The sequence below is a fragment of the Acinetobacter sp. RG5 genome, from assembly GCF_031844265.1.
Lineage (GTDB): Bacteria > Pseudomonadota > Gammaproteobacteria > Pseudomonadales > Moraxellaceae > Acinetobacter.
This window is the reverse complement of sequence record NZ_JAUZUV010000015.1, coordinates 43608-66741: the sequence shown is the minus strand read 5'-3', so window position 1 is coordinate 66741 and position 23134 is coordinate 43608. Positions and strand designations below refer to the sequence as shown.

Below are 23134 nucleotides of genomic sequence, written 5' to 3'. Positions count from 1 at the left end.
GCTACCAAAATTCACCTTCCCGGGTGGCTCATTGATTGGTGATGATGCCGGTTTCCTGAACTTTGCCAAGATTAAGGGTTCTCATACGGCAATGAAATCCGGCATGCTTTGCGGTGAAGCGGTATTTGAAGCCATTGCTGCGGGTGTAGAAAAAGGCGGTGATCTGGCGGTGGCACGTGTTGTAGAGGGCGAAGATTTCTTTGTTAAAGAATTGACCGCGTATACCGACAAGTTCAACAACAGCTGGCTGAAAGAAGAGTTATACAACTCGCGTAACTTCGGTCCTGCAATGCACAAGTTCGGTCAATGGATCGGTGGTGCATTCAACTTTATCGATCAGAACGTGTTTAAAGTTCCGTTCACCCTGCATGATCTGGTTCAGGATCATGCTGCGTTGAAAACCCAGGCGGCTGAAAGCTTCAAGCCAAACTATCCGAAACCGGATGGCAAGCTGACCTTTGACCGTCTGTCTTCGGTGTTTGTATCGAATACCGTGCATGAAGAGAACCAGCCAGCACATTTGAAACTGACCGATGCTTCAATTCCGGTAGAAGTAAATCTACCGAAATGGGACGAGCCTGCGCAGCGTTACTGCCCGGCGGGTGTTTATGAGATCATGGAAAATAATGACGGTTCCAAGCGTTTCCAGATCAATGCAGCCAACTGTGTACACTGCAAGACCTGTGACATCAAGGATCCGTCCCAGAACATCACCTGGGTGACACCGGAAGGTGGTGGTGGTCCGAATTACCCTAACATGTAATTTGGATAGTTCTTGCGCAGCAGTGCTGTTCATATCCGAACATTTAATCTGATTATCAGATAAAAAATAAACCCGCTTTTAAGCGGGTTTATTTGTGGATAAATATTTAAAATTTCAGTTCTTGCCCATTCATCTATTTAATTTCACAGATTTGTGGAGTTTTATTTCCTAAATAGGGACAGATCATTGAGCTCATCTGTCGTTTATCTCTTTAGCCGCCTTTCTTCACTAAATAATGAAATTCTTTATTGCCATTTTCATCCAGACGTTCTTCCTGCAATAGCAACTCATGCCCCAAATGCATACAGAATTTTGGAATATCCCACGACGTTGAATTATCCGTGGCAAACACCTCAACCACATCACCTGCCTTGGATTTACGGATCGCCTGATGCAACATCATCACTGGCTCAGGACAACGCAAACCTCGGGTATTCAATTGCAGACTTGGAATAATTTCAGTTGGGGACATCGATAGACTCAGGATGGAAAGACTGCCATATTTTAGCATAAAGCTGCGATTACATTGCTGCTTTGCATACATGGCCAGTTTTAAAATCAGCGCTGACTCACGCGATCAAGACTGCGCATCATATTTACAATAGACAAGCGTATTTTCTGCGGTATGATAAAACCACGTTTTTTTAGATATTAAGAGTCTTCAGGAAAAATCATGCACGAGGAATCAGGCCCGTCGTGGGGTATGCGCGGCTTACGCAAATGGCTGGGAACTGCACCCGAAACTCGCGACGAACTGCTAAAATTAGTACAAGATTCACGTCGATTTTTAGAACCCGATACTGTTGCCATGCTTGAGGGCGTTCTTGACCTCCCGGCAACCAAAATTCGTGAAGTCATGACGCCTCGCACGTCCATGATCAGCTTACAGGAAGATGACCAACTGCTGGATATCCTGCATGTGCTGGTCGAGTCTGCGCATTCACGTTTTCCGGTATTTTCATCCGATCAGACCGACAATGTAGTCGGCATTCTATTGGCCAAGGATTTATTGCCTTTTCTAACTGAACCGACGGCCAAAGTCGATATTCGCGCGCTTATGCGTCAGCCTTTATTTGTTCCGGAAAGTGCCCGCTCCGATCAGGTGCTGCGCATGTTAAAGAATACCCAGACGCATATTGCGGTGGTGATTGATGAATACGGTACGACTTCGGGTCTGGTGACACTGGAAGATATTCTGGAAGAAATTGTCGGTGAAATTGAAGATGAACATGACAATGCTGACGAAGAAGCATACTACATTGTTCCGGATAACGACCCGACTACCGCCAATACCTGGGTAGTCCAAGCCCTGACTCCGATTGAGTATTTCAATAATATGCTGGATGCGACTTTCCCTGATGATGAAGTGGAAACCATGGGCGGCTTGTTATTACAGGAAATTGGTCTGGTGAGTGACCTTGAAGGTCAAACCATTGAACTGGAAAACTGGCAATTTACCATTCTTGAGGCGGATTCACGCTCTATTCATCTAATTCGAGCCGTGCGCCAATGAGAGCGTATTTCGATAAGCTGTTGAGTTCGTCTCAACAGCAAAAACCTTTGCCGCTAATCTATCCTGTTTTAATTGCCTTATTTGCAGGTGCCATCTTTAGTTTAGCACTAGCCCCTTATCATTACTGGTGGCTGGCGATTCTGTCTCCAGCACTGCTCTATGCTTGCCTGCGCGGACGTAGCGCAAAACAGGCCTTTGGCATTGGCTGGGCTTATGGGATCGGCTTGTGGTTTGTCGGCGCATTCTGGCTGTATACCTCGATTCATGTCTATGGCGATACCAGCGCATTTCTCAGCGTTGTAATGATCCTGATTATGGCACTGGTGATGGGACTGTTTAGTGCCGTTCAAACGTTTGTCTATCGCCGCTTTTTCCCAGAAACCCCTTTAACCTTTGCCCCGCTCTGGGTGCTGTTTGAATGGTCCAAGACTTGGGTCTTTACCGGTTTCCCGTGGCTATTTGCTGGCTATGCCTTTACCGAACGCTACTTGGATGCTTATGCGCCTTTATTCGGGGTGTTCGGGGTGTCTTTCGTGGTGATCATTCTGGCCTGTGCACTGGTTGAAATTCTGAATAGACGCCTGTTCTGGGCTATTCCTTCGGCAGTTTTATTACTCGGTGCCTGGGGCGCAGCACAGCTGACGTTTGTTGAGCAAAAAAATCAAAAGCCTTTAACGGTTTCCCTGATTCAGGGCAATATTCCGCAAGACTTGAAATGGCTAACTGAATATCAGGTGAAGACCTTATTGATTTATGCCAATTTGAGTAAAACCGAATGGGGCCGTGATCTGATCGTCTGGCCGGAATCTTCGATTCCCATGTTCCAGACTGATATTGAAGCCTTTCTGGAGGCCATGAAAGTACAAGCTGAAAAATCAGGCACTGCATGGGTGACCGGCATTCCATATTGGGATTTAGCCGAATCGCAGACTGCGGGCTATCCAAAATATTACAATAGTATTATGGCCAGTGGCGATGAATCCGATGGCCTATACAAGAAGCAACGACTGGTTCCCTTTGGTGAATATATCCCCTTATCAGGCTGGCTGAGCTGGGTCTTGCCAGGTCTGCAAAATGATCCTTCCATGAGTGGTTTTACCCGGGGCGCAGATCATCAAAAACCATTGAATGTGAAAAATCATCCATTGGGTTCTGCAATTTGCTATGAAGTGGCCTACCCGAATTTGACCCGTCGCAATGCCAGCCAAAGTGATTTTCTGGTGACCGTGTCTAATGATGCCTGGTTTACCGGCACGGCAGGACCATTACAGCATCTGCAAATGGTGCAAATGCGTGCTAAAGAAAATGGCCGCTGGTTTATTCGCGCCACCAATACCGGTGTAACCGCCTTTATTGACCACAATGGCCACATCGTAAAAAAAGCCCCGGTGGATCAGGAAGCGGTATTACGTGGTGAACTTCCAGCCATGCAGGGCGAAACGCTGTATATGAAACTCAGTGATTGGCCAGTGATGATCTTCTCGGTTCTGCTTTTGCTTATTGGATGGCGCTTCCGTCCACGTAAAGTGGATGTTAGCTTTAAGTCAAGAAGATAATTTCTTCAAGTCCTTCTTTTACAAAGGGGGACTTAGGAGGATTCCTGAATATAGCATTTTATCAACCCCTCCTAAGCTTCCTTTACGAAAGCGAAGAACACTCAAGGCAATAAAAAACCGAGGTCACAGCCTCGGTTTTTTATCTCTTTAAAACTTAAAACTGTATAGCCAGATAACACACCATACTGGCAAGAGACAACATCGGCACATGACGATACAGGCTAACCAGTGTCTGCTCAAATGCTGAACCTTGTTCGGCTTGAATGCGGATTACACTCGCATTTAATGCTGACCAGAAACACAGGACCAATAAACTGCTCATCAAGCTGATAGCAAAAAAAGCCACCATAATCTGGCTGCTGCCTTCGGTGCTCTGCCATAAATGGACAATACCCTGACTGATCGGCAACATGCTTAAGACCAGAAGAACAGATTTCAGCATCGACCAATGAAATTGATTGATTTCATCTCCCAGAATAAATGCTTTCATGTGCTTCTCCGTTGGCGAGTCAAGTGCCATTCAGATCATTATGAGCTTTTTTAAATAAATAGAAAGTTTATGTTTATTCATATTTTACGAGAATTGTAATAGATAAATATGGGAATAATTCTTATTATAACTCGCATATCAATTTTATTATTGCATTATTATAAATATCATTAACTTACATTATATTTAATAATTAAGAGTTATTATCACTTCACTTCGTATTGAAATAGCCTATTAAGTGAAGTGATATATGCCATCTATCGAGAATTTATAATGATTCTCAATTAAGGCTGATAATAAATATCGGCATCTGTTCCTTCACCACCCGATTGACCATCTGCACCAAATGAATACAGATCGAAGCTGCGACCATCGGTACCCGGAATCACATATTGCAGTTCATTATCCCAGCTGTCTTTTGGAAAACCACCCTTGACATAACCGCCTGGCACCCAGTTTTTTGCAGTCGCTGGCTGATTCACCAGTGCATCCAGACCACCTTCCTGCATACTTGGATACTTGCCATTGTCCAGCTTGTATTGATCCAGTGAACCTGCAATGCTTTGTAACTTGATCACGGTGGTATCGACTTTGGCCTTTTCACCACGTCCCATCACGTTCGGAACGATCAGCGCAGCAAGCACACCGAGAATAACAATCACCACCATGACTTCGATTAAGGTAAAGCCCGTCTGTTTATTTAATTGATTCCTTTTCATTCAATCTCTCTCATTTATTTGCATCATTCAGAATTTCCACTTGAATCTTGATCACAGCAAAATTCTAACTGGCTTCTGTTTAAATCATATTATTCATATTCACAATTGGCAGCATCACTGCAATCACAATGACCAAAACGATACTGGCCATCAGTACCAGCATTAAAGGTTCCAGCAAGGCCAGTAAAGTTGAAATCAGGGTGGTCACTTCGCGATCCTGCATCTGTGAAGCACGTTCCAGCATGCGGTCCAGTTCACCGGATGCTTCACCACTTTTGATCATTTGTACCATCATCGGCGGGAAATAACCACTGCGTTCCAGTTGGGTTGCCAGGTTACCACCTTCAGTGACTTTTTCCGCTGCCAGATTGACAGAATCCCGGATCACCCAGTTGTTACTGACTGCGGCACCAATCCGCAATGCATCAACCAGAGGCACGCCAGACTGGGTCAAAATGGATAAGGTACTGGCAAAACGTGCGGCATTAATCCCGCGTGACAATTTGCCGAATAAAGGCAATTTTAAGGTCAGACGGTCAAAGGCATAATGCCCGGCGGTGGTTCTTAAAAACCGGACCAACAGGAAAATCCCCAAAGCACCACCGATCAATAAAAATGGCCAGGCAATGCGGATGAAATCACTGGCTTTCATCAAGGCCACAGTAATCCACGGCAAGGCGTCTTTACTCTGATCAAAAGTCTTGACGATATCCGGCACCACATAGGTCATCAGCCCCATCACAATCGCAAAGGACATCAGCATCAGAATAATCGGATAGATCATTGCACCTTGAATTTTTTTCTGCATGGCAAACCGGTTTTCGGTATAGTCAGCCAACTGATCCAGAATCAGGTCCAGATGTCCGGAACGTTCACCGGCAGCAATTGTGGCAATATACAGTTCAGGAAAACGTCCGGATTGCTGCAGGCCCTGCGCCAGACTATGCCCTTCCAGCACTTTTGAGCGCACTGACATCAGCAGGTTTTGTACATGTACTTTTTCGCTTTGCTTGCCAACAGCACGGATGGCTTCTTCCAATGGAATCGCGGCGGCGACTAGCACGGACAGCTGCCGGGTCATGAGAGCCAGATCATAGGCGGTAATACTTTTTTCAAACCATTTTCGACGATGCTGCTGGTCTTTTTTTTCAACAGGATCAACAGAGACAGGAATAAGTGCTTTATCCCGTAATTGTTGCCGGATCTGACGTGCAGAATCCCCCTCCAGCACGCCTTTTTGCTGCTTTCCTGAAGCATCAAGCGCAATAAACTGATATGCAGGCATTGTAATGCTCTAATTTTCCAAAATTTTGCTCAACGCTGTTGCGTCAGACCACCGAAATCATTCATATTCTTTGATATAAATTATCTACTCACTCTAACATAATCGAACTTTAAGCACGACGAAATTTCTTCAGGATCTCCACCCCAAGATATGCAAAATTCCCACACCGATTTAAGTTCAATTTATCGCGTACGCGTTGCTGTACCTGTGCATGTATTTGATTGTTTTGATTACACGATGAGTGCAGAACAATTTAAACAGGCACAGATTGGCGCACGTGTAATGGTGTCATTTGGACGTCAGAATCTGGTCGGGGTGATTATCGAAAAACTGTCCGCAGACACTCCTCTCGATCCGCGCTTTAAACTTAAGGCAGTGACCGAACTACTTGATGAACGTGCCATTATAGATAGCAAAGTTTTAAGTTTGTTGACATGGTCAGCGCAGTATTATCAGTTCCCGATCGGTGAAGTCGTTCACAGTGCCCTGCCAACTCTCCTGCGTCAGGGTAAGCCTTATAACCTGCTAGCTCGTACCTGGAAATTGCTGGACCCTGATGCCGAGGCCAAAGTACGCCGTTCGGACAAGCAGCAGGAAGCCTACCGGATTTTAAAACTGCATCCGGTCGGGACCACTGAAAATGTGCTGAATATGGCCGGGATTGAAACTGCGACCTTAAAAGCACTGGAGAAAAAAGAGATTTGTGCCTGTGTGCTGGAGCCACAAGATTTCAGTCCACAGCCGATGCAATTGGCACAGATGCCGCTAACGGCCAATCCTGAACAAAAATATGCAGTCAAACAGGTATTAAAATTTCGCAATCAATATCAGGCTTTTTTACTGGATGGTCTGACCGGCAGCGGTAAAACTGAAGTGTATTTGCAGATCATGGAGCAGGTACTAAAACAGGGCAAACAGGTGCTGGTGCTGGTACCGGAAATTGGCCTGACACCGCAAACCATCAGCCGTTTTCAGTCCCGTTTTCATTGCCATATCGCACTGCTGCACTCCGGCCTGAATGATTCCAAACGGCTACAAGCCTGGCAATCGGCGGAAACCGGCAAAGCCTCGATTGTGCTTGGTACACGTTCTGCCATTTATACGCCAATGCCGAATCTAGGCCTGATCATTCTGGATGAAGAACATGACCTGTCCTTTAAACAGCAGGAAGGCTTCCGCTATCATGCCCGAGATGTCGCTCTGTACCGCGGCCATTTACAGCAATGTCCGGTAATCTTAGGGTCAGCCACACCAAGTATTGACAGTTATGCGCTGGTGGAACATGGCAAGATGCAGGTACTGGAGCTGAACCAGCGTGCCGGTACTGCACTGATGCCAAAAATCCACATTCTAGATTTAAAAGTTGCGCAAAAAAAGCATGGGATTAGCCTGCAATTGATTCAGGACATCAAAAAGCGTCTGGAGAAAAAAGAACAGGTGCTGATTTTTTTAAACCGCCGTGGCTATGCCCCCGTTCTGCTTTGTGGCAGCTGTGGCTGGCAGGCGCAATGTCCGCACTGTGATGCCAACTTCACTGTACACCGTCAGCCTTATCAGCATCTGCATTGCCATCACTGCGGTACTATTCACCGTATGCCGGAACACTGCCCGCAATGTCAGCATCAGGAACTGGTTACACTGGGTATGGGCACCGGCAAAGTCGAAGAACATTTAAATGAGCTATTTCCGGATTTTGAGGTGATTCGGGTCGATCGCGATTCCACCAGTCGGGTCGGCAGCTGGCAAAAAATCTATAACAAGATTCAGAAAAGCGAACCGGCGATTCTACTCGGCACCCAGATGCTGGCCAAGGGGCATCATTTTCCTTATGTGACGCTGGTGGCGATTCTGGATATTGATTCCGGTCTGCTGAGTGTGGACTTCCGTGCTACTGAACGGACTGCGCAACTGATCGTGCAAGTGGCTGGCCGTGCCGGACGTGGTGAACATAAAGGCGATGTTTATCTGCAGACCCTCAGACCTGATCATGCCCTGCTGAACACCTTAGTGAATGAAAATTATCGCGTATTTGCCCAGCAGACCTTAAAAGAACGGCAGATGGCCAGAATGCCGCCCTACCGTTATGCCATCCTGATTCGCTGTGAATCCAAGGATCAGGCACAAAATACCGAATTCTTACAGAAACATGCAGCACTCCTCAGGCAATATCCTGATCTGGCGCTGGACATCTGGGGACCAATTCCTGCGCCAATGGAACGTAAGGCCGGACGCTATCAGTCGCATATGGTGCTATTGTCAGCGGATCGTCCACGTTTGCATTACTATGTGCGTAGCTGGTGGCAAAACATGCTGCAGGACAAACCTTCTAGCATGAAGCTCACGCTGGACATCGACCCTCAGGAACTGAGCTAAAAGATATTGCGCCTGAGGATCGATCTGGAATACGAAACTGCAAGTCTGGATCAAGAATAAATTTAGGGCAGGAAAATGTCGATACTGTTACAAATAACACTGGTTCTGGTCATTGCACTGTTGATAGTGCCACTGAGTAAAAGGCTCAGATTGCCAAGTGTGCTGGGCTATCTGTTAACAGGGATCATCTTAAGTCCAAGCCTTTTGCACCTGATTCAGACACCCGAAGTCATGAGTAGTTTCATGCAAGTCAGCCTGATGGCACTGATGTTCTGGATCGGCCTGCAACTCAGACCACAACGCATTGTGCAGATTAATCCCTCCCTGTGGATGATGGCTGCTTTACAGGTACTAATCAGCACCCTGATTTTCACGCTCATGGCCTGGGTTTTCCTTCAGCAAAGCCTACTCGCCAGCATTGTAATTGGACTCGCCGGCAGTTTGTCCGCCCTGACTTTGGTGCTTCAACATCTCAATCATCAGGAACAGTTCGCCACCAGCTATGGTCAGCAAGCCTATTCGATTCTGCTGATTCATGCTCTGTTGGCCATTCTGGTGATTGCAGCCATTCCCTTATTTGCCGGGATTCGCTCGACCGAACATGGCGTGGCCTACTTTGCTGCCCTCATCGCGACGTTAAGCGGTCTGTTCCTGTGTAATCGTTACTTGATGCAGCCGTTGTATCGCTGGATTGCTAAAAGTGGCAGTCACGAACTGCATGCGATTGTAGCGATTGCGGTGACCTTGGCATTGTTGGTGTTAATGAATACCCTCGGCCTGAATCTATTTCTCGGTGCCTTATTTGCCGGCATTTTACTGGCAGATTCAGATTTCCGGCCTGCGGTAGAAAGCGCGATTCGGCCTTTTCAGGGTCTGTTGATGGGCCTAGCCTTTATCAGTCTGGGCATGTCACTGCACTTAGCTGATCTGCTCAATTTCCCCTGGATGATTCTCGGTGGCACCCTCATTTTAATCTTGGGCAAGTTTGCAATCAACCTGGCATTGGCGCGTTATCATCAAAATAGCTGGCGCAATAGCACCTTGTTAGCAGCCAGTCTGGCACAAGGTGGCGAATTTGCTTTACTGGCACTGGTGATTGCGGTTTCCGACCAGATTATTGCGGCTGATCTGCTCTCTCCCTTGCTGTGGATGGTGAGTTTTTCCTTGCTGCTGACCCCCGCATTTTATTGGTTATTGCACAGTCAGATCTTACCGCGTCTGGATCGCCACAATCATCTGGCAGCGACTTTTGAAACTGATATTAATCCTCAAGCCCATACACCAATCCTGCTGATTGGCTTTGGCCGCTTCGGGCAAATTATCGCCCGGATTTTACTGCAGCAGCAACATGCCTTTAGTGTCATGGACAGCAATGTGCCAGCCACTGAACTTCTGGCGCAGTACGATATCCCTTTCTATCAGGCGGATGCAACAGAACCCGAAGCCTTGATACAGACCGGTATTGCCACAGCACAACAGGTGATTGTGGCGATTGACGATATTGAAGACTCAATGCTGATCGTGCGGCATCTGCGGCTGAATTATCCTGAAACCTGTTTATGGGTCCGCGCCCGTGATCGACATCATGTGCATTTATTGCAGGATTTGGGCGTGAAACATATCTGGCGTGAAACTTATCTTTCCGCCTTGGAACTCAGTCAAGCCTTATTAACCCAGCTCAATCCTGACCCGGAAGAAAGCCTGCAACAGATTCAAAACTTCCGTGAACAGGATGAAAAGTTGCTCAATAGTCAATATCATCTGGATCCGGATGAACATCCAAATTATGAAAATCAGCGCAGCAGTTTGGCTGAACTGGAGCATCTGTTTACCCAGGATCAACGCCATAAAGTGCAAAAACAGGCTACACCGCAGCAACAGGATACAAACGGCGCAGGAATTGATACGTTAAGAGATGAACTGTCCTAACTTGTGTTTTACAATAATGACACCATTAAAGCAGGGTTATGGAGAATTTTATGTCTGATTTACGCCAACGCTTTTTTATTGAAGATAGCCCTGTTCGTGGTGAAGTGGTGCATCTTGAAGAAGCTTTACAAACCATTTTAGCGCAACGTGACTATGCGCCTGCAGTTAAAATCCTGCTAGGTGAAATGCTTAGTGCCACTGCACTGCTGGCCAGTACATTGAAGATTAAAGGGCGTATCAGCCTGCAAATTCAGGCATCGGGCACATTTAAATGGGCTATGGCTGAATGTAACCATTTGGGTGAAGTTCGCGCTCTGGCTGACTATGAAGAAGATCCGCACTTTCTGGTCGGTGAAGACAGTAGTACAGTGTTGAAATCACTCACCTCTCCGGTTCTATTCATCAATATCGAACCAGAATTTGGTGAGCGTTATCAGGGGATTGTACCCCTTGATAAAGAAAATCTGGCGGGCTGTCTGATGCAGTATTATGACCTGTCTGCACAGATTCCGACGCGTATTGTACTGGCAAGTGACCATCAGCGTGCAGGTGGTTTACTGATTCAGTTATTACCACGTAATAGTGAAGAAGAACAACGCCGGGTAGATGAAGATCTATGGCCACGTCTGACCATGCTCACAGAGACTCTAAAAACTGAAGAGTTAGTCGGTTTGCAAGCCACTGATATTCTGTACCGTTTATATAACGAAGAAGAAGTGCGTCTGCCAGATACGGAAGTGTTGAAGTTTGGTTGTACCTGCTCTAAAGAGCGTTGTGCAGTCGCTTTACAGCAAATCGGAATAGAGTCGATCCGTGAAACGCTGGAATTCCAGAATCCGATCGAGATGGACTGTCAGTTCTGTAATAGCCAGTATACCTTTACCGCTGAAGAAGCCTTGGGTCTATTTGGTAAACACCTGAGCTAAGCAGTTCTAATCCTTAAGTTTAAAAGCATTCCCCGGAATGCTTTTTTTGTATTTTAACACCTGGTCGACTGAGCTCAACAAAGCGTATTCCCCTACAGTAGAAAACCCGTCTACTCCCTGAATCAAACTCTCCTGTGAATCCAATCTAAGAATCCCTGTTGAATTATAAGACTATTCACACTAACAAAACCTGAATATTCATCATTTTCAAAAAATTATGAGAAAGACTGCACAGTTCATACTCTTGATTTAATTATGCTTTTAAAATAAATTAGAGTAATAATTCTAAAATGAATACATCATCAATTTAACAGGTATGTTATGAGAAAATTATTGAATACTCTAGTAATGGGGATGAGTTTGGCCGCAGTCTCTAGCCTGGCCTTTGCCTATGAAGATCCGTTATTGGGTAAATGGAAAACCATCGATGATCAATCGGGTTATTCTCGTGCGGATGTAGAAATTCGCAAGAAAGCAGATGGCAGTTATGAAGGAGTGATTGTCGAAACACGCAGCTTGCCTGGCGCAGAAAAAATGGGGATCTGTCATAAATGTCCAGGTCAGCTCAAGAACAAACCTTTTCTAGGCCTGCCGTTTATCTGGGATTTTAAGGCAGATCCGAAAAAGCCGCGTGAATACCATGATGGCAAAGTGCTTGATCCGATCAGTGGCAAAGTTTACAAAGGTAAAGCACGCTTAAGTGCTAATGGTAAACGTCTGACCTTGCGTGGTTATGTGGGGGTATCGGTAATTGGTCGCAGTGTTACTTGGGTAAAATATTAATTTCAGAAAGATTTTCAAAGCCCCTATATCAGGGGCTTTTTTCTTTGTCATGATTTGAAACAATAAGGTACAAATAAAAACTGTTTTGGAGCAGGCAAAGTCATAATAATGGATCGAAGACGGTTATTTTTTATCCACTTATGATGATCAATCTTCAGCCTCGTTCAATTTTGCCCTCTGGTCTGCTTTGCAGCCCTAATATGGCGCCCTCTATTCAACACAGGAAAGTGATTGAATACGCTTTGTCGATAACACATAAAATTATAAAAACAACTTCAGCTTTAACCTTCTTTGCCTCGCATGCTGCTGATAGATATCCGGTCAGACCGACTGATCCATCAACTACTGGCACATCCCGACTCTTCACTCATGATCATTTGAGTCATCACTCTGAGTCTGCATGTCCAAGGATTGGAAAGCGTTCTATTTTAGCACCTTCCCTTTCTCCGGATTTTGCACACTTGGCTGTTTAAGGAGTAGACCCATGACTACGATTCAGTACCAAGAAAGTTTTTCCCACGGTTATACCCCCTCAGAAATTATGGACGATCGTTCATTTGACTTGATCCACTTTGCAGAAGCCTGTGGACAAAGCCCGGAATGGGTCATGCAGTTAATTGAACATGGAATTTTACCCAATCGTTCCACAACCCCGACCAGCACTTTCCTCGGTGAAGATATCTCGCGTGCACAACGCGCCTATCGCCTGCAACGCGATTTTGATGCCTCATTTAGCGCCGTTGCCATGATGCTGGACCTCATTGATGAAGTGCAGGAGTTACGCCGCGAGGTCAAACATTTGCACTTCAAGTAAATCCTTTTCATGTTCTGTCGATCTGCATTTTTCAGTGCAGATCAGAACATATTTATATTTAATTTTATGATTAGAGTATAAGAATCCCTATGAAAACCAAAGATTGCAATAAGAAAATCAAATACATGTTTCCCGAATACCGCGACTTGATTGTGCAACTTCGCGAGGAAAATCCCTATTTTGCCAAGTTATTCGAGGAACATAACGAGTTGGACAAAGAAATCAGCCAGCTTGAACTTGATCCAGTCAATCATATCAACAATGATATTGAGGCGATCAAGCGTAAAAAACTGAAATTAAAAGATGAAATTTATCGTTTGTTAAAAAGCTCTGAAGCAGATCCCTTAACCTGAGATCAACTGAACACCACATTCAGACCAATACTGAAGCATAAAAAAAGCCCTGAGCCAGCCAAAATAAACACTTTGATCAAGCTCAGGGCTTTTTTATTGTTATTCACATGAATTTTCCCATGTGAATATTTTTAAGAATTAAACTTGTTCGATGTCTTTCATCGTTAATTTAATACGGCCACGGTTATCAACATCCGCAACCTGTACTTTTACTTCCTGACCTTCTTTCAATACATCTGCCACGTTCGCAATGCGTTCGTTTGAGATTTGAGAGATGTGAAGTAAGCCATCAGTACCTGGCAGGATATTTACGAACGCACCGAATTCAACAATACGAATCACTTTACCTGTATAAATTGTACCTGGCTCGATTTCAGCCGTAAGTGCCTGAATCTTGGCAACTGCAGCTTGCGCAGCCGCTTTAGTTTCACCAAATACGCGAACTGTACCGTTATCTTCGATATCAATCGCCGCTTTAGTTTCTTCAGTAATTGCACGAATGGTCGCGCCGCCTTTACCGATCACATCACGGATTTTATCCGGGTTGATGTTGATCACCTGGAATGTCGGTGCGTGCATCGAAATTTCAGGACGCGCACGTGAAATCACCTGGTTCATCTCATTCAAGATGTGCATACGACCCGCATAAGCCTGATTCAATGCAGATTCCATGATCTCTTCAGTGATACCTTCGATCTTGATGTCCATTTGTAGCGCAGTAATACCGTTTGCAGAACCAGCTACTTTAAAGTCCATGTCGCCCAAGTGATCTTCATCACCCAAGATGTCAGAAAGAACTGCGAAACGCTCGCCTTCTTTCACTAGACCCATCGCAATACCTGCAACTGGTGCTTTAAGTGGAACACCAGCATCCATCAATGATAATGAAGCACCACATACAGACGCCATTGAAGATGAACCGTTAGATTCAGTGATGTCAGATACGATACGGATCACGTATGGGAAGCGGTCAGCCGCAGGAAGTACAGCTTGAACACCACGACGTGCCAGACGACCGTGACCGATTTCACGACGCTTAGGACCAGATTCACGACCCGTTTCACCTACAGAGTATGCAGGGAAGTTGTAGTGCAACATGAAGTTGTCAGTTTTGGTACCTGCAAGAGTATCAACCATCAACGCATCACGTGTATTACCCAAAGTCGTTGTGACCAAGGCTTGAGTTTCACCACGTGTGAACAATGCAGAACCATGAGCACGATCTAGAACGCCTACTTGTACGTCGATTGCACGAACAGTTTTGGTATCACGACCATCAATACGTGGCTTACCAGACAGGATGTTGTCACGTACGGTACGGTATTTAAGGTCTTCGAACAGCTCATTTACTTCTTCTGCAATGCCAGTTTCGTCATTTTCAGGAACGAACTGTGCAACTGCTTCTGCATAAAGCGCGTCAAGTGCCGCATAACGGTCTTGCTTAACTGCAATCGTGTAAGCTTCAGAGATTTTCGCTTCGAATGCTTCTTTCAATTTACCAAGAAGTTCTTCGTTTTTAACTGGAGCAACCCAAGTTGATTCAACCGCGCCTGCAGCTGCAGCAAATTCTTTGATCGCCTGGATCGCAATTTGCATTTCGTCATGACCGAACAATACAGCGCCCAGCATTTGGTCTTCTGAAAGTTCTTTCGCTTCAGATTCAACCATCAATACTGCAGTTTCAGTACCAGCAACAACAAGATCAAGATCAGACTCTTTAAGTTGTTCAAGGTTTGGGTTCAGGATGTATTCACCGTTGATTAAACCAACGCGCGCGCCACCAATCGGACCACGGAAAGGTGTACCAGCAATAGACAATGCAGCTGAAGTACCCAACATTGCAGCAATGTCAGCATCCATTGTCTTATCAGAAGAAATAACAGTGGCTGTTACTTGAATTTCGTTGAAGTAACCTTCTGGGAACAACGGACGAATTGGACGGTCAATCAGACGTGAAATCAAAGTTTCAGCTTCAGACTGACGGCCTTCACGCTTGCCATAACCACCCGGGATACGACCAGCAGCATATTGCTTTTCTTGATAGTTTACAGTCAATGGGAAGAAGTCTTGACCTGCTTTTGCTTTAGGCTGTGCCACAACAGCGACAAGTACTTGTACGCCGCCCATGGTGATCACAACAGTGTTTGCCTGACGGGCAACACGACCTGTTTCCAAGATAACGTTGTGCTGACCGAATTGGAATTCTTTACGAATAATATTAAACATTGACATGTTTTATTTTTTCCTAGTTCTTGTGAACAATTATTCTAGTGGAGACCCCTAAGGTTTGGCATTCATGACCATATGGACGAGTAAATGACAAAGCTTAGAAGCCGACCTCACCAGATTAAATACTATTTTTAAACACAAAGAAGGAGCGAAACATTCGCCCCTTCCACTGGCTCAGCGCAAAGCTAAGCCGACTTTAGTTTTCAGTAATACAGCACAAAGCATGCAATACACCCGAAAATAAAGTTTAAATCGAATTAACGACGTAAACCTAAAGCACCGATCAATGCTACATAACGACCGTGGTCTTTACCGTTAAGGTAGTCAAGTAGTTTACGACGTTGGTTAACCATACGGATTAGACCGCGACGGCTATGGTGGTCGTGTTTGTGCTCTTTGAAGTGACCTTGTAAGTCATTGATTTGAGCAGTTAAAAGAGCTACTTGAACTTCTGGTGAACCAGTGTCGTTTTCAGCGCGAGCGAATTTAGCCATGATCTCTGCGCGATCTGCGTTAGTTAAAGCCATTCGATTTCTCCGAGATGCTTGTATATTTTGATAAAAATCAAAGTGATGAGAATTCAAAACCTTGACTGCCGTGCATCACTACAGCAAGTTGCATATTTTAAGGGAAAACGCATCAAATTGCAAAAATAGATCCAGATTTTTGCATGGTTTTGGTTGCTCATTGATACAGCTCAGATCCGATGACTCTTGTTCCTTAAAGATTCAGGTTTTGCATTATTTTAATGAAATAAATCCAGAATAAATTAAATATAGAAACTCCTTTGAAAAGCCCGCAAACCCTTTAGCTCGCTTGAATCTTCAGCTACTCCCCATAGAAAATGGATAAAAAAAAGCCCGAGTAAACTCGGGCTTTTTGGCGCTGTAGTTCTTTCTCTTATCATTATTATTTATTTTATTATTATGGCGTTTTACGCTTATTATTATTTTCAAACATCCTGTTGAAAAATCATCTTCCTTGTGTGGTAGATTTTGCCATATTCCCACCAGACAACTAGAGGTATTTGCCTCATTTTGCTGTAAGCCATTTCGTACATCACAGGGTGAAAATTTGCATAATGTTACACAGCTCTCGTTTTATTTAACGCTATTTACTTAAGTTTACTGGCTAGGGCTGAAAATTTTTGCTAAGAAATTAGGATAAAAATCCAGCAAGCTTCCTATAAAAAAATCAGGATATAAAAAAGCCTTGTAGTCTCTCCCAAAACTACAAGGCTTAGCGGCTGTAAGTTTCCTCTTTCACTTACTTCACTGTAAGTTCGCTGTCTACCGACATTATTATTATCATTATGCGATTATGCTCAACTTTCCGTGTTGAGTTATTTTGTAGAACCAATCTTCTCAAAAACCGAGCAAAAGCTCTATGCGTCAATTTCCTGAATCCTTGTAAGCTTTTACCTACAAGATTTGATTATTTTTGCCAATTAAATTACTAGATTGTTCAATGATTTTTTGGCTCAAACCACTTTTCCGGGTAGTTTTAACACAAAGTGCTTGTGTAAAAGCATCATAATCTACCAATAAACTGACCACTTTTTTGGCTCGAGTAATTGCAGTATAAATCAACTCTTTGCTCAATAAATTTTTTGCATATTGATCCAGCACCACTGCCGTATGGGAAAATTCTGAACCTTGAGATTTATGAATGGTCAGCGCAAAAGCGGTTTCAATACTTTTAGGTAAACGGGTGGCTAATACCCATTTTTCCAGACTCGGGAAATACACTTCAAACTGACGTTGACCAGATTGCTCACGTAAAAAACAGATACCAATATCACCATTGGACAGGCCCAACTGATAGTCGTTATAGCTCATCATGACGGGTCGTCCGACATACCAGTCGCCCTGTTTCAACTGACCTTGGGCTGCTAAAAAACGTTGTTCAATCTGTAGATTGATCTTGAGCAGCCCCAGATCACCAGAACGGATTGCCGTTAAAATACGGTAATCATCAAAAGTTTTGACCACCTGTTGCACATAGTGTTCAAAATCAGCTGAGTTTCGTTCTGTTTTTATGGCCTGTACATAAGCCTGATAACCATACATCAGCTGGTCATAATACTGATTCAAATTATGCGCGGTCTGTTCGGCACCAGCGAGCAGGTATTGTAACTGCAACTGGTCGATCTTCACCTGATCCAAATCGATCGCCTGTAACTCACTGGCTGCCACGATTTGCTGCTCAAATTTTTGCAAGACGTGAGAAGGCTCATGATTCTGCTGGATAAACTCCGCTATTGCGCCAATCTTGGCCCCTGGCGCAAAACGTCGTGTGGTGATTAAATTGACTCGGTTATCTTCCAGAGTCACTACTTGCTGTAAATCTGCCAGTACCGTTCCGACATCCACAGAAGCCAGCTGGTCTGCATCACCGAGTAAAATCAGCCGTGCATGAGACGGTACGGCGGCCAGCAACATCTGTGACAGATTCAAATCCAGCATCGAGGCTTCATCGACCACAATCACATCATAGGGCAAAGGTTGTTTGGCATGAAAGCGTGGCTGTCCGCGAGTACCCAAACCCAATAAGCGATGTAGGGTGACCGGTTGTAACTGTTTTAAGGGTTCTAGCTCAAACTGTTGTAGAGCTTCACTGTGCAAGGCTTTTTGCAGTGCTTCTTTCATGCGCTGTGCGGCCTTTCCGGTAGGTGCTGCCATGGCAATCCGGATATTTGGCAAGGCTTCATGCAGGACCGCAATCATATGCGCCAAGGTATAGGTTTTACCGGTACCCGGACCGCCGGTAATAATATTCAGCGCCTGCCGCGCAACCATTTCCAGTGCCAATTTTTGCTGTGGATCTGACAATAAATTGCGATTACGTTCGGATAAATCAATAGCGGTAACCGGTTGGGCTTTAATCCGAGCAATATGTGAGGCTACCGCCTGCTCCAGCTGCCAGTAACGGTACAAATATAAATGCTGATCTGCACAAATAAATGGTGCAATTCCTGCACTCTGCTGACGGCGGTCTAGAACCAGATTATGTAATAAGGCAACCTGCTGAGGATCAACTTCGATACAGCTATCCCCCGCCTGCATCGCTTCAAGCAATTGCTGGATCAATAATTTTGCTGCCGGATCAAATGCAGCTGTACTGAATGGAGGCCGACACAGATAGTCAATCCAAGCCATTAAATTGGAGTCTTGCTGCGACACGTGATTCTGCTCATTTTCCACACAGTTATCCTCAAAGTTATCCACAGGATAGTTTTCTGTTTAATTTCTATATATTTTATAAAACTGCAAAATCATGCTGATTTTTTCTGCTCAAAATAGCCCAGGATTTGATCCAGTTTTTCTATGAATTCAGTGTCCGGTTGCCAATGATAGGCTCCTTGCTGCGTCTGACCATTCATCCCGCGCAAATACAGATAGGTTGCGCCGCCCAGATGCTGCTGAATCGAATAGCCCTGCATATTGGCACTCAGATAACGATGCAGCGCCACCAGATACAGAGCGGCCTGCAACCAGTAACTAGACTGGCTCATATTCTCCTGAATCGCCTCAGCGCTATATTGCTGCTGATCAGGGCCGAGAAAATTACTTTTATAATCGGCAATATGGTAACGCTGGCCATCAAAATACACCAGATCGATGGAACCGGTCAGATATCGCGCCGACTTGGCTTCATTAAAATCGCTCATGACCATGTCATGTTCGAGAAAAAGCTGATGGATTTGCCAAATCTGCAAAGGGGCATCGGTCAAGGACAGATAAAAAGGAAATTCTGACAGATACTGTTTAGCCTCCAGCTGTGCCAACGCAAAATCTGCCTGAATCGGGGTAATAAGAATATCACGCACCCAGTCATGCATCAGGTTCAGCAAAATATCTTCTGTGATCTCGTCCAGCAATCCCTCAAAAGCCGTCTGGAAAATACTGTCCACATTCAGCGATTCAGTGCTTGCAGAGCGTATGAGCTGAGCTATTTCCTGTTCAAAAAACTGGATAAAGGCGTCATCCTCCAGCCCATCGAAATACACCTGAAACTGATTTAAAAATTCCAACAGAGCCGAACGCTCGAGCTGCTGTGCCGAGTGAAACAGCTGCTGCCATTGCTGACGATAAGCTTCACTTTGATCATGCAGGCGAATTCCGGTCAATAACTTATAGTTCAGGCTGGACAATACGCGCTGCATACTCTGACGCAATTCCTCGGCTTTGAAATCTGTCTGAGCTGCTACCTGAAACAGGGTGCGCAAATTCACCACTGCTGTCTGATAATGTGGGAAAAAAGCCTGTTCCAGTACACTACGTATATGAAAAGCCTGTTCAAATTTTTCTTTCAGTTCCTGCCAGATTTGCGGTGCGGTATTTTTAAAACGGCGCCGGATTTCCAGATTCCAGTAACTGCTGTCCTGAAAATCAATATGTTCAAAAATGCTGTGTAGGAATGTTCCGGCTACGGTACCTTTAGGAAAATTCAGCCTAATCCAGTCTAAAGGCACGGCTGCTGGCTGTTCTTCCAGATCTGTAAAATGAATTTCATCAGCGGCACTATCGGGCTGTTCAGAAGCCGTGACCAGATTGTCCTGCAAGATATGTCCATGTAGCTGATGCTGTGACAAGGCAGTAAAACTGGTTTTGGTTCGCGGATAAAACTGCCGCTCTGGCAAAGGTTGCGCCCGCATTTCAATCTGATGATGGTTCGACTGCTCGACCAGACGCGGTGGTTCCTGAGACAGAGACGGCTCGACCAGACTTAAAGCATGTTGAAACAGTTGATCTCCCTGACCACGCCAGAAGGCCAGCCCGGAATCGGACTGTGCATTCTGGTCCTGCAGCATGGCATATACCCGGTGACTGGCACGGGTCAGCGCCACATACCAGAGCCGGTGGTTTTCGGCAGCATTACGCGCTGCGTTCTGCAGAATCGCCTGCTCATGCAAATTCTTGTGATTGACTGCAATCACCCGGGATTGTTCTAGAATATTGTCCTGTTCAGGCGCAGACAGGGAAAAATTCAGGTTGCCTTTATTCACATCAAAAGCAGCATCTGCTCCCAATAAAAACACCACTTTAAATTCCAGCCCTTTGGAAGCATGAATGGTCATCAGCTGCACTCCATGATCCCCAGACAGCTTGCGTTCTTTTTCACTGTCCTTGCCTGAAGGCGACTGAAGCTGGCGCAAATACCAGTGATAGAGTTTTTGCGCCCCCTGATAATATTCACTCTGCTGGCTCAGCATCTCGGTCAGATGGCGCAGATTGACCACCACCCGCTCATTGTCCAGACTTTGACTGGCCACCAGATTGGTCCAGACCTGAAACAGGTTCAGTGCATAATTCCAGGCGGTCAAAAAGCCTTTCTCAAACCACATTTCCCGAATTATATCCAGATCCGCAATATAGCGACTGAGGCCTTCACTCTGGCTTTGCAAATCAATCAGTTTTTTCAGATTGAAGCCCAGCAGACGGGTTAGTAAAGCCCGCTTGACCTTGGCCTCATTGAAAGGATCCATGATCGCCGTCAATACTGCCGCGACATCCTGAGCGATTGGACTGGCAAACACGCTCTGTTTGGATTCTTTATAGCAGGGAATGCCCATACGCTGCAGACGCTGCTTCACCTGTTCCAGAGCAAAATGCCCAAATCCCAACACGGCAATATCATCTGCGCTCAGGCTTTGCTGATGCTCTTGCTGCTGAAAGTACAGTTGCTGCTGGGCAGACTGATTCAGCAATGCACGGATTTTCCAGACCGCCTGATCTGCTTCCACATCCGATTCACCCAGCTGAATCCAGCGTAATGGCTGCGGGTTACATCCCCCACTATCGATGAGATCCGGATGCGGACGACTGCCCGCCTGAATCAGGGTGTACTGCACCTGTTCGCCAAAATCCATTTGCCGCTGGAACAGCGCATCAACCACTTCTACGAGCGGTTTGACTGAACGATGGTTCTGCATCAAGGTATATTCACGACCCTGCTTGTGGCGTACGTCAGCGTGTGCCTTGTTATAAGTCAGCATGTCGCCGCCGCGGAAACCATAAATTGCCTGTTTCGGATCACCGACCATAATCATGCAACCGGACTGCACCCGGTTGGCATCACGCCAGATCTTGGCCAGCAGATCATCCTGATCCTGATTGGTGTCCTGAAATTCATCGACCAGAATCAGCGGATAACGTGCCTGCACAAACTGGGCAAAACGCTGCCCCTGCTGGCCTTGCAATGCTTCTGCCAATGTACGGATTTGCTGGGAAAAAGTGGTTTCACCCTGCTGCTGCAAGGTTTGCGGCAAACGGGTCTGCACACTTTGAATAATATGAAATTCCAGATAGGTGGTAAGCTGTTGCAGCTGCTCATCCAGATACTGTTTGACCTCACACAGCGCATCAATTGCCACGATCAGACTATGTTGCAAAATCAGCTGCTGCTCTGCATCCGGACAGCTTTTGTTAAAGACCTGAGTAGTCGGCTGGAAATCGGTTTTCTTGCGGCGCAAATGGCACAGATTCAGTAAAATCGGCTGCAATTCAGCATCAAAGAAACTCATGCCACCCTGATTTTTCAGGGCTGCGCTCCAGGTCATAAAGTTTTCACAAATTTCGGTTAACTTGGTCAAAAAACTCTTGTGAAAATACTTCGGACTTTCCTGACAATAACGCCGCATGACGGCAAGATCATGCTCCTGAATACTCACTAATTGACTGATGCAGGCTTCCAATTTGTTCAGGTCACATTCAGCCAGTTCGATCTTGCGGAAATGCTGCTTGCTGAAATTCAGGGCATCACGCACCAGCCCGGTATAATGCTCCACCGGTTTCAGCAGATTCTGAACATACAGATGATTGACCATATATTGCGGCTGCTGCTGAATCCAGTCACGCAGCACATCATGAATCAGCTGCTGAATATACAGATCCTGATCTTCGGTCAGTTCTGCACGTTCAATCTTGCCACTTTCAAAGGCAAATTCACGTAACAGTTTCTGGCTAAAGCTGTCCAGGGTGCCGACAAACAGTTCATCCAGCTGGTTTAGCACCAGACGTAAACGGCGACGGGCATAATCCAGCCGTGAACCATAATCTTTCAGTACCTGCTGAAATAAAGGATCGGTTTCATTCTGGATTTTTGCTGCGATTTCAACTGAATTGAGCTGCTGATGACGCTGGATATAAGCCAGCGTTTCCTCGACGCGAAGCCGTACCCGGTTTTTCAGTTCAGCCGTGGCCTTACGGGTAAATGTCGTCGCAATCACCTGATGCGGATAATACTGGTCCAGAAAAATCCGCACCATCAGACTGGATAGCGTATAGGTCTTGCCGGTGCCTGCCGAGGCTTCAATCCAGTGTAGGCCCCGAAACTTCATGTCCTGAATCGGATTGGTAGAAATGGCTGTTTGCGTCTGCTGCTTTAAGAAAGTCATAC

General features: G+C 45.5%; 17 protein-coding genes. 9 read left to right on the top strand and 8 right to left on the bottom strand.

Annotated elements, in window-relative coordinates:
* Nucleotides 1–763: 4Fe-4S dicluster domain-containing protein (locus tag Q9R21_RS11970; protein ID WP_311204563.1), on the top strand; the 763-nt coding region annotated here is incomplete at its 5' end.
* A gap of 211 nt (nt 764–974) precedes the next feature.
* On the opposite strand, the gene tusA is transcribed toward Q9R21_RS11970, so the two are convergent.
* A complete protein-coding gene (tusA, locus tag Q9R21_RS11965) occupies nt 975–1235 on the bottom strand; it encodes a sulfurtransferase TusA (protein ID WP_004729361.1) in 261 nt (86 codons plus the stop codon).
* A gap of 201 nt (nt 1236–1436) precedes the next feature.
* Here tusA and Q9R21_RS11960 point away from each other — a divergent pair, with 201 nt between their 5' ends.
* The gene (locus tag Q9R21_RS11960; RefSeq protein WP_004278564.1) at nt 1437–2276 is read left to right on the top strand and encodes an HlyC/CorC family transporter; all 840 of its coding nucleotides are present in this window, start codon (nt 1437–1439) and stop codon (nt 2274–2276) included.
* Entirely contained in the window at nt 2273–3832 is a 1560-nt protein-coding gene (gene lnt, locus Q9R21_RS11955; RefSeq protein ID WP_005261637.1) for an apolipoprotein N-acyltransferase, read from the top strand. The genes Q9R21_RS11960 and lnt overlap by 4 nt, the downstream gene beginning before the upstream one ends.
* A 154-nt stretch (nt 3833–3986) precedes the next feature.
* Here lnt and Q9R21_RS11950 read toward each other — a convergent pair whose 3' ends face one another.
* The 3 genes from Q9R21_RS11950 to gspF form a co-directional block, all read right to left on the bottom strand.
* Nucleotides 3987–4322: a hypothetical protein gene (locus Q9R21_RS11950; protein ID WP_121980075.1), complete on the bottom strand. Its 336-nt coding sequence runs from the start codon at nt 4320–4322 to the stop codon at nt 3987–3989.
* A 284-nt stretch (nt 4323–4606) separates the two neighbouring features.
* On the bottom strand, nt 4607–5041 hold the full coding sequence (gene gspG, locus Q9R21_RS11945) for a type II secretion system major pseudopilin GspG (RefSeq protein WP_004278567.1): 435 nt from the start codon (nt 5039–5041) through the stop codon (nt 4607–4609).
* 79 nt (nt 5042–5120) lie between these two features.
* A complete protein-coding gene (gene gspF / locus Q9R21_RS11940; protein ID WP_311204562.1) occupies nt 5121–6326 on the bottom strand; it encodes a type II secretion system inner membrane protein GspF in 1206 nt (401 codons plus the stop codon).
* Between the two features lie 150 nt (nt 6327–6476).
* Here gspF and Q9R21_RS11935 point away from each other — a divergent pair, with 150 nt between their 5' ends.
* The 6 genes from Q9R21_RS11935 (at nt 6477) to Q9R21_RS11910 (ending at nt 13504) form a co-directional block, all read left to right on the top strand.
* Nucleotides 6477–8699 carry a primosomal protein N' gene (locus Q9R21_RS11935; protein WP_311204561.1) on the top strand — a complete coding sequence of 741 codons (2223 nt, stop codon included), beginning with the start codon at nt 6477–6479 and terminating at the stop codon, nt 8697–8699.
* Between the two features lie 75 nt (nt 8700–8774).
* Nucleotides 8775–10628: a cation:proton antiporter gene (locus tag Q9R21_RS11930; RefSeq protein WP_311204560.1), complete on the top strand. Its 1854-nt coding sequence runs from the start codon at nt 8775–8777 to the stop codon at nt 10626–10628.
* 50 nt (nt 10629–10678) lie between these two features.
* Nucleotides 10679–11554 carry an Hsp33 family molecular chaperone HslO gene (locus Q9R21_RS11925; protein ID WP_004278571.1) on the top strand — a complete coding sequence of 292 codons (876 nt, stop codon included), beginning with the start codon at nt 10679–10681 and terminating at the stop codon, nt 11552–11554.
* A gap of 321 nt (nt 11555–11875) precedes the next feature.
* Nucleotides 11876–12337: a DUF2147 domain-containing protein gene (locus Q9R21_RS11920; protein WP_004647343.1), complete on the top strand. Its 462-nt coding sequence runs from the start codon at nt 11876–11878 to the stop codon at nt 12335–12337.
* Nucleotides 12338–12821: 484 nt separating this feature from the next.
* Nucleotides 12822–13151, top strand: a complete 330-nt coding sequence (locus tag Q9R21_RS11915) for a chaperone modulator CbpM (protein WP_004278573.1) — start codon at nt 12822–12824, stop codon at nt 13149–13151.
* Nucleotides 13152–13240: 89 nt separating this feature from the next.
* Nucleotides 13241–13504 (top strand): YdcH family protein, encoded by a 264-nt coding sequence (locus tag Q9R21_RS11910; RefSeq protein ID WP_004729352.1) that lies wholly within the window; start codon nt 13241–13243, stop codon nt 13502–13504.
* A 138-nt stretch (nt 13505–13642) separates the two neighbouring features.
* Here Q9R21_RS11910 and pnp read toward each other — a convergent pair whose 3' ends face one another.
* The 4 genes from pnp to Q9R21_RS11890 form a co-directional block, all read right to left on the bottom strand.
* Complete coding sequence (pnp, locus tag Q9R21_RS11905; RefSeq protein WP_171054287.1) at nt 13643–15730, bottom strand: polyribonucleotide nucleotidyltransferase; 2088 nt, start codon at nt 15728–15730, stop codon at nt 13643–13645.
* Between the two features lie 260 nt (nt 15731–15990).
* The gene (gene rpsO, locus Q9R21_RS11900) at nt 15991–16260 is read right to left on the bottom strand and encodes a 30S ribosomal protein S15 (RefSeq protein ID WP_004278577.1); all 270 of its coding nucleotides are present in this window, start codon (nt 16258–16260) and stop codon (nt 15991–15993) included.
* 894 nt (nt 16261–17154) lie between these two features.
* Entirely contained in the window at nt 17155–18936 is a 1782-nt protein-coding gene (gene recD / locus Q9R21_RS11895) for an exodeoxyribonuclease V subunit alpha (RefSeq protein ID WP_311204559.1), read from the bottom strand.
* Between the two features lie 71 nt (nt 18937–19007).
* Entirely contained in the window at nt 19008–23132 is a 4125-nt protein-coding gene (locus Q9R21_RS11890) for a UvrD-helicase domain-containing protein (protein ID WP_311204558.1), read from the bottom strand.
* Between the last annotated feature and the right edge of the window lie 2 nt (nt 23133–23134).